This is a genomic window from Neisseria sp. P0021.S005, from assembly GCF_051956955.1.
Genome location: NZ_JBQCWY010000122.1, coordinates 1 through 7,503, shown reverse-complemented (window position 1 = coordinate 7,503; position 7,503 = coordinate 1). Strand labels below are relative to the sequence as shown.

The following is a 7,503-nucleotide window of genomic DNA, read 5'->3' as shown; positions in this document are numbered from 1 at the left end:
GCGGTGGATACCTTTAAAGATGTCCAAAACTGTGCAAACGACTTTGGACGATGCTGGGACAATGTCACCGAGGCCTTCCAGTCACCTGGAGCAGGTACTGCTTCCTTAATCTTAAATGACTTGCAACCGATTTACGGACAAGACGTCCGAGGTGCGCAAGCCGCACTGATCGGACTTCAATCGGTAGAAAATTTGACTACGGCCGTCGGAGCGGGCAAGGTATTGAAGCAGGTTGTCAAACCAGGCGTTAACAGCTTTAAGCGCATGCTGGACAAAGACGCCCGGGGAGAAGCAGCTAAAAAAGACGATCCGCCGAAACCCAACTTTGACAAAAAAACAGATCCACCGGCAGATCCGCAACCACAGGAAACATACCCCAAACGTGATGCAAATGGGCGTTATCACGACGAACTCGGACGTTTTATGCCCGATCCGGGGAGAGCTGCCACTGCTTTAAAACGGCCGAATTTGCGCAAACCGATAAGGGACAGTGTGTATGACCGGTATATCAAACTGCCTGACGGCAGCTATGCAGAAAAAGGAAATATCTCTAATATTATCAAACCACCCGTCCACATCGGACACAGATACGGTTGGGAAAACCGCCGTTTGATAAAGGCGGCAGATGAATTAGGCATGACGCAGAGCCAGTTGAATGAGTATGTGAACGACCCGAAAAGGACGAAAAAATTGTTTGCTCTGCAGAACAAGGCGGAAAACGAATCTCACGACCCCAGGTTTGAAAAACCGGGGCGGGGTGATTTGGGTACAATTAAACAAGATATGAGGAACTTTTTAAATGGTAAATAATTTAACACCTCCCAGTTTTGAAGAAAAAATTGCGGAAGCTGAAGAGCTAGGTGATATTGCTTTCCTTCAAAAGGCGGAAAGCGAGGGGAAATTAGATCCATTCCGTATTTCTCCTAATGAAAAATGGAATAGCCTGCATAGGGCTAATATTTGGAATCCATCATCACCTGAAACTATACGGTTTTACATAGACAAAGGTGTCCCTGTAAACGCCCAAGACATCTACGGCATGACACCGCTGCATTACGCGATGCGGGCAGAAAACGGAGATGCGGCCATGGTACTGTTGGAGGCCGGAGCGGATCCGAACATTGAAACCTATACCGACCAAGGAATTCCTTTGGCCATGATAGGCGGCATCCCCGACAGACTGGACGTTTTAAAAGCCATGCTGGACAAAGGTGCAGATGTGCATCACCCGGTCAAGAATGCAAACATGTCGCTATTGGATTTTATGAAGACTTATTTTTCCGATGACCAAAGTTTGAAACCGGTTATTGCCCTAATGGAGCAATATGCCTGATGCGCCATAGGTAAGGATAGCTCTCCCGCGAAATCCAGCTCTATTTGGCAAGAGCAAGCCGTAGCCCATATGAAACCTAAACTCAACAAGTAGGATGTGTGCGGAACGCACGCATGCGGTTCTCAAGGTTTGAGCCAAGAGGTCATCTGAAACAACAAATACGGTTTCAGACGACCTTTCTTTCAACAAGTAGCCACAGCAATCAGACAAAAGCAGTCCACCGCCACACCCATGTTGGCAGTATGGTCGGCACAACCACCATCCGCAGCGGCGGGGATACCACCCTCAAGGGTGCGCAGCTTATCGGCAACGCGAATGTGTGCGGAACGCACATATGCGGTTCTCAAGGTTTGAGCTAAGAGGCCGTCTGAAACAATAAATACGGTTTCAGACGGCCTTTCTTTCAACAAGCCACCACAGCCATCAGACAAAAGCAGTTCGCCGCCACACCCATATCGGTAGCACGGCTAGCAAAATCATTATCCGAAGCGGTGTAGAGACAACTCTAAGACGACAAATTTTGAACGTCATAGCCTTTCGGGTATGACATTAAGGGCCGACATGATCAAACAGCGCGAAATCCATCTGGCCATACCCGCACAAACTAATAAGGAGTAAAGATTGCAGTTACAACGTGTGGTAGAGTATGGCAAGAGTCAAAACATTACAGTCAAAATTACGGAGATCAAATAATGATTTTTAAACAGGATCAAAATTATTGGGCAGTTTTTTATGCTAATGAAGAAGCTCTGATTGTTCAAACATGTTCAGGTTTGGGGTTAACGGCAATAGACCACCTATATCCTCCCCATATCCTGCCATTGGATACCGACAATGGAACTTTAGGCACGACAGTCTTACAAGCATTGGCGAACAGCAGGACGTTAGACAACGAAGCTGAACGTATTGATTTTTTAAAACAGGAAAGTTTTAAACCACGTTATGAGGATTGGGTTGCCAACCTATGCGGGAACTTGGGCTATAAAACCAGACGCGCCCTATTTAAAAACATGATGAGCGTGGATATTTGGCTGCACAACGGCTGCCTGAAAATCAGCCCAAGCCGCCATGTCAAGCTGGAAGCGTGGGATGCCATTGATGCAGACAATGTAATTTTATCATTGGATAACAGTCCTGAAGAAATCGGAGCAGGTTTAAAGTTGGCATTGAGCCGCTGCCGATAATATTTGGCAAAAGTCGTCTGAAAGCCGGAAAAATGTTTCAGACGACTTTTTTATCACACTCAAGGCCAGCGTGCGTACCGCACACACCTTACCTGCATAGGTTTAATGCGGGCTACGGCTTGCTTGGAAGGATATGTGAATTAAAATTTAAAAAAGTTGACTTTCCCGTTCCTAATACTAATTGGAAAAATTCTATTGATGTCTTGAATGAATCAGGTAATGTTAATAGACCACGTTATAGGAGTAAATAAAAATGGCAATTTGGAATTATCGGTACTACCTTATCCCATCAGCTGCTATCAGAAATAAATTTAATGCAAATAAAGATATCATACTTGATGAGTATCGATCTAATGGTTTTCAGAATTTTAATGAGAATAAAAGTTTTGAAAATTACTTTATCGATAATGATTTTATATTATTATCAATAATAAATGAAGCAAAAAAAAAAGCTTAAATCGAAAGAGTCTTGGGATAAAGATGCAATCATGTTTTGTGATAATTTTGGTAATAGTCTTACCGTTTGGCCAGATGATATAGAGTGTGAACTTGATTTAAGATTTGATTATACTAAATTTATTCAGAAAACCATTGACTGGGCAATAAAATATAATTGTCTACTTGTAATAGGAAAAACAGGAAATGTAGTTTCCCCTAATATAAATAATCTAATTTATGAAATAAAAGCATATTTGGAAAGCAAGCCGTGGCCTATATGAAACCTAAACTCAACAAGTAGGATGTGTGCGGAACGCACGCATGCGGTTCTCACGGTTTGAGCCAAGAGGCCGTCTGCAAACAGAAAAACCGTTTCAGACGGCCTTTATTTAATGTGCCGATCTTGCGCGGGCTATAAAGCGCAGTTGTCCAAAAAGGTATATTAATAGGCAAATACAAAAAGGAGGCAAAGTCAATTTTACTACCTTCAAACATTTTCAATTTGGAGTATTGCCATGATAATTAATTATCAAGAAGCAAAGAAAATCGCAGTATCTTTTTTCAGTCAAATAGAGCAAGAAATGGGAATTTCATTGTCAATAGTTGAATCCCATGTACGAGAAAATGATGATAGGTGGTTTTTCCCATATGGGGGAAATAAGGAAGAGGGGTATTTTGCAAAGGTCTCTATCAGCCTTAACAATCACTATTAAAATGCGCGCCAATATTTTGCCTTCTAGCGTATGCGGCTTGGGCGACGGCGAGGCTGCATTCGAGTAGGTTGCGGTTTTCGTATTCGGACGCGGTGTATGGCTCGGCTTGGTTTTGCTTCCAAAGCCGAAGTTGGGCGATAGCATGGCGCAGGTCGGTATCGTTGCGTATGATGCCCAGATGGCGTTGGTTGAAAGCTTGCAGGGTGGGGCGGCTGAATGCGTTTTGGAGGCCTTCTGAAAAGATGTCTGTTTCGGCAGAGAGGCTTTCAGACGGCTTTTGGAATGGTTCGGTTTGGAACGCTTGTCCGTCCGCGATGGTTTGGGCGGCAAGCCTGGCTGTCACGACGCATTCGAGCAGGGAGTTGCTGGCGAGGCGGTTGGCGCCGTGCAGCCCTGTGCAGGCGGTTTCGCCTAAGGCGTAGAGCTGCGGCAGGGAGGTTCTGCCGCTGGGGTCGGTTTGGATGCCGCCGCAGGTGTAGTGTTGCACTGGGCGGACGGGGATGGCTTGGTGCGTGATGTCCAAGCCGCATTGGGACAGGCAGTGCCGATGGATGGACGGGAAATGCTGACGGACGAACTCTGCGGGTTGATGGCTGATGTCGAGTGAGACGAAGTCTTGCGTTTGCTTGGCGATTTCGGCGGCGATGGAGCGGGCAACGATGTCGCGCGGTGCGAGTTCGGCGCGGCGGTCGTAATGCGGCATAAACCGTTCGCCCGATTGGTTGGTCAGGATGCCGCCTTCGCCGCGCACGGCTTCGGAAATCAGGAAGGTGCGGCCGTTTTCAGACGGCCTTGCCAAGCCTGTGGGGTGGAATTGGATAAATTCGAGGTTTTCGACTGCGCAGCCTGCGCGTATCGCCATGGCGATGGCGTCGCCCGTGCATTCGGGCGGCGTGGTGGTGGCGGCGTAAATCTGCCCGAGGCCGCCGCCTGCGAGTACGGTATGGCTGGCACGGATGCGGTAGGTTTCTTGCGTTCGGCAGTCGAGGACGTTCAGTCCGCACGCCACACCTGATTCGGTTTGAACGTCCAACGCCATCTGCCGCTCGCAAACGCGGATGTTCGGGCGGCGGCGTATTTGGGCAATCAAGCTCTGCATGACGGCTTCGCCCGTGTAGTCGGCGACGTGGGCGATTCGGCGGCAGGTATGCCCGCCTTCGCGCGTCAGGTGCAGGCCGTTATTATTTTGGTCGAACGCCACACCCTGCGCCAGCAGCCATTCGATTGCCGGTTTGCCCTGCGATAAGATGGTGCGGACGGCGGCTTCGTCGCACAAACCCGCGCCCGCTTCCAAAGTATCGGCAACGTGTTTTTCGATATCGTCCTCTCCCGACCACGCAGCCGCAATCCCGCCTTGCGCATGACGGCTGGCGGTGTTGTCCAGCCGGTTTTTGCACAAAATGACGATGCGGAACGATTCAGGCAGCGACAGGGCGAGCGTCAGTGCCGTCAGCCCGTTTCCGGCAATCAATACGTCGCAATCCGTTTGCATGGTGTTGTCCTTGTTTGAGAGGTCGTCTGAAACGGCAATATGGACGGCAAATCAGGCGGGGCCCATGCCGTTGAACACATCTTTTTTCTTCAGCCCTGCCGCGAAGTCGAGCATACGCTGCAAAGGCAGTTTGGCGGCTTTGCCCAGCTTCCTGTCCAACAGGATTTCGTTGTGTCCGCTTGTCAGGGCGTATTTGATGCCACCCAGCGAATTCATTGCCATCCACGGGCAGAACGCGCAGCTTTTACAGCTTCCGCCGTTGCCCGCCGTCGGTGCGGCGATAAATTCTTTGTCAGGCGCCTGCTTTTGCATTTCGTGCAGGATGCCCAAATCGGTCGCCACGATGAATTTTTTTTCAGGACGCGATACGGCGGCTTTGAGCAGTTTGCTGGTCGAGCCGACCACGTCGCCCAGTTCGATGACGCTTTGCGGCGATTCAGGATGGACCAGCACCACCGCGTCGGGGTGTTCCGCCTTCAACGCCGCCAGCTCCTGCCCTTTGAATTCGTTATGGACGATGCACGAACCCTGCCACAAAAGCATATCCGCGCCCGTTTCGCGGCGGATGTAGTCGCCGAGGTGGCGGTCGGGCCCCCAAATCAGCTTCTCGCCGCGCGATTTCAGATACGACACGATTTCCAACGCCACCGAAGACGTTACCACCCAGTCGGCACGCGCTTTTACGGCAGCGGAAGTGTTGGCGTACACTACGACCGTACGGTCGGGGTGTTGGTCACAAAACGCTGAAAACGCTTCTTCGGGACAACCCAAATCCAAAGAACATTCCGCCTCCAAATCAGGCATCAGCACTGTTTTTTCAGGGCAGAGGATTTTCGCGCTCTCGCCCATGAAGCGTACGCCCGCCACCACCAGCGTATCGGCTTCATGTTCCGCGCCGAAGCGCGCCATCTCCAACGAATCACCCACGCATCCGCCCGTCTCCAAAGCCAAATCCTGAATCAGCGGATCGACGTAATAATGCGCCACCAAGACCGCATTTTTCTCCTTCAACAAAGCCTTGATTTCGTCTTTCAGACGGCCTGCTGTTTCTCGGTCGGGCGTGTCGGCAACCTTCGCCCATGCCTGACGGATTTGGCAGGCGGAAGTCGGCGTTTGGATGAGTGGCATATCGTAATCGAACGAGCGGCGGGCGGCGGTTTGCATGATGTTTCCTTGTAGCTGGTTTTTCAGACGGCATGAAGGTGTTTGCCGTTTATATTTTGAAATAGTTTTATATTATGCTCAACTTGAGTATAATATGCAAGGTCGTCTGAAAACCGCTTTGGTTTACAATAAGGTTTTCTCTTGAATGAAAGCCACGCATGGATGCCTATCCTGAAACAGCAGCCAATACGCAAAGTATCGTCGAGCTGGTTCCTGTACTGATCGCCATTACAAACGGCAGCTTGAGGGTTTTGACAGTTGCCAAAGGAGAGCTATTACCCAATGGCCTGCTTGCACCGCTTCGCCACTCCTTGCAGGCAGGGGTCAGGATGTGGGTCGCCAAGCAGACATCGCAGCCTATGGGCTATGTAGAACAGCTTTATACCTTTGTCGATACGCGCCGCCAAAACGAGCAAGGCATGCCTGTCTTGTACGTCAGCTATCTGGGGCTGGTGCGTGAGGCGGCCGACAACATCCTGCATCCTGATGCGAAATGGCAGGACTGCTACTGCTATTTTCCGTGGGAAGATTTGCGTACCGACGGCGGACAGCGCGATAGCATCGTCAGCCGCCTGCACATTTGGGCAAACTCAGCGGATACGGAGGAAGTGCGCCAAAAGCGGCTCAAGCGCATTCATTTGTGCTGGGGGGTCGAACCGGAAAACTGGTCGGAAGAATACGTTTTGCAACGCTATGAAATGCTGTATGAAAGCGGCCTGATAGCGGAAGCCGCCGAGCCGCAGGCAAACTTCGACTTCACGCTCACGGGGCAGCCCATGCGCCACGACCACCGCCGCGTACTGGCGACCGCACTGTCCCGCCTGCGCGCCAAAATCAAATACCGCCCCGTGATTTTCGAACTGATGCCGCCCGAATTCACGCTGCTGCAACTGCAAAACAGCGTCGAAGCCATCAGCGGCAGATTGCTGCACAAGCAAAACTTCCGCCGCCAGATTCAGCAGCAAAACCTCATCGAGCCGTCGGATACCGGCGTATCGGGCAGCAAAGGCCGTCCCGCGCAGCTTTACCGCTTCCGCGATGACGTCCTGCCCGACAGGCTGATTTCGGACATCGGACTGCCGCTGGGCAGCCGTTAGCCCGTTTTCAGACGACCTATAGTGGATTAACAAAAATCAGGACAAGGCGACGAAGCCGCAGACAGTACAGATAGTACGGAAC

The 7,503-nt window shown here is 50.4% G+C and carries 7 protein-coding genes and 2 pseudogenes; 7 read left to right on the top strand and 2 right to left on the bottom strand.

Annotation, left to right across the window (positions count from 1 at the left end; all coding sequences use genetic code 11):
• From ACTHUE_RS08530 to ACTHUE_RS08505, 6 genes and pseudogenes are all read left to right on the top strand, one after another.
• Positions 1–810: GH-E family nuclease (locus ACTHUE_RS08530; RefSeq protein WP_440423281.1), on the top strand; the 810-nt coding region annotated here is incomplete at its 5' end.
• A complete protein-coding gene (locus ACTHUE_RS08525) occupies positions 800–1,333 on the top strand; it encodes an ankyrin repeat domain-containing protein (protein WP_070461578.1) in 534 nt (177 codons plus the stop codon). The genes ACTHUE_RS08530 and ACTHUE_RS08525, both read left to right, overlap by 11 nt.
• A gap of 113 nt (positions 1,334–1,446) precedes the next feature.
• Positions 1,447–1,641 (top strand): annotated as a pseudogene (locus tag ACTHUE_RS08520) (hemagglutinin repeat-containing protein); the annotation flags it as partial.
• Between the two features lie 235 nt (positions 1,642–1,876).
• Positions 1,877–1,951 (top strand): hypothetical protein, encoded by a 75-nt coding sequence (locus ACTHUE_RS08515; protein WP_336623262.1) that lies wholly within the window; start codon positions 1,877–1,879, stop codon positions 1,949–1,951.
• A gap of 74 nt (positions 1,952–2,025) precedes the next feature.
• Complete coding sequence (locus tag ACTHUE_RS08510; RefSeq protein WP_107792553.1) at positions 2,026–2,517, top strand: contact-dependent growth inhibition system immunity protein; 492 nt, start codon at positions 2,026–2,028, stop codon at positions 2,515–2,517.
• Positions 2,518–2,770: 253 nt separating this feature from the next.
• Positions 2,771–3,236 (top strand): annotated as a pseudogene (locus tag ACTHUE_RS08505) (hypothetical protein).
• Between the two features lie 415 nt (positions 3,237–3,651).
• Here the strand turns inward: ACTHUE_RS08505 and nadB are convergent.
• The gene (nadB, locus tag ACTHUE_RS08500; RefSeq protein WP_440423279.1) at positions 3,652–5,160 is read right to left on the bottom strand and encodes an L-aspartate oxidase; all 1,509 of its coding nucleotides are present in this window, start codon (positions 5,158–5,160) and stop codon (positions 3,652–3,654) included.
• Between the two features lie 51 nt (positions 5,161–5,211).
• Complete coding sequence (gene nadA, locus ACTHUE_RS08495; protein WP_107769072.1) at positions 5,212–6,324, bottom strand: quinolinate synthase NadA; 1,113 nt, start codon at positions 6,322–6,324, stop codon at positions 5,212–5,214.
• 158 nt (positions 6,325–6,482) lie between these two features.
• Between nadA and ACTHUE_RS08490 the strand changes: the two genes are divergently transcribed.
• Positions 6,483–7,421 carry an NUDIX hydrolase gene (locus tag ACTHUE_RS08490; protein ID WP_107769071.1) on the top strand — a complete coding sequence of 313 codons (939 nt, stop codon included), beginning with the start codon at positions 6,483–6,485 and terminating at the stop codon, positions 7,419–7,421.
• Positions 7,422–7,503 lie beyond the last annotated feature (82 nt).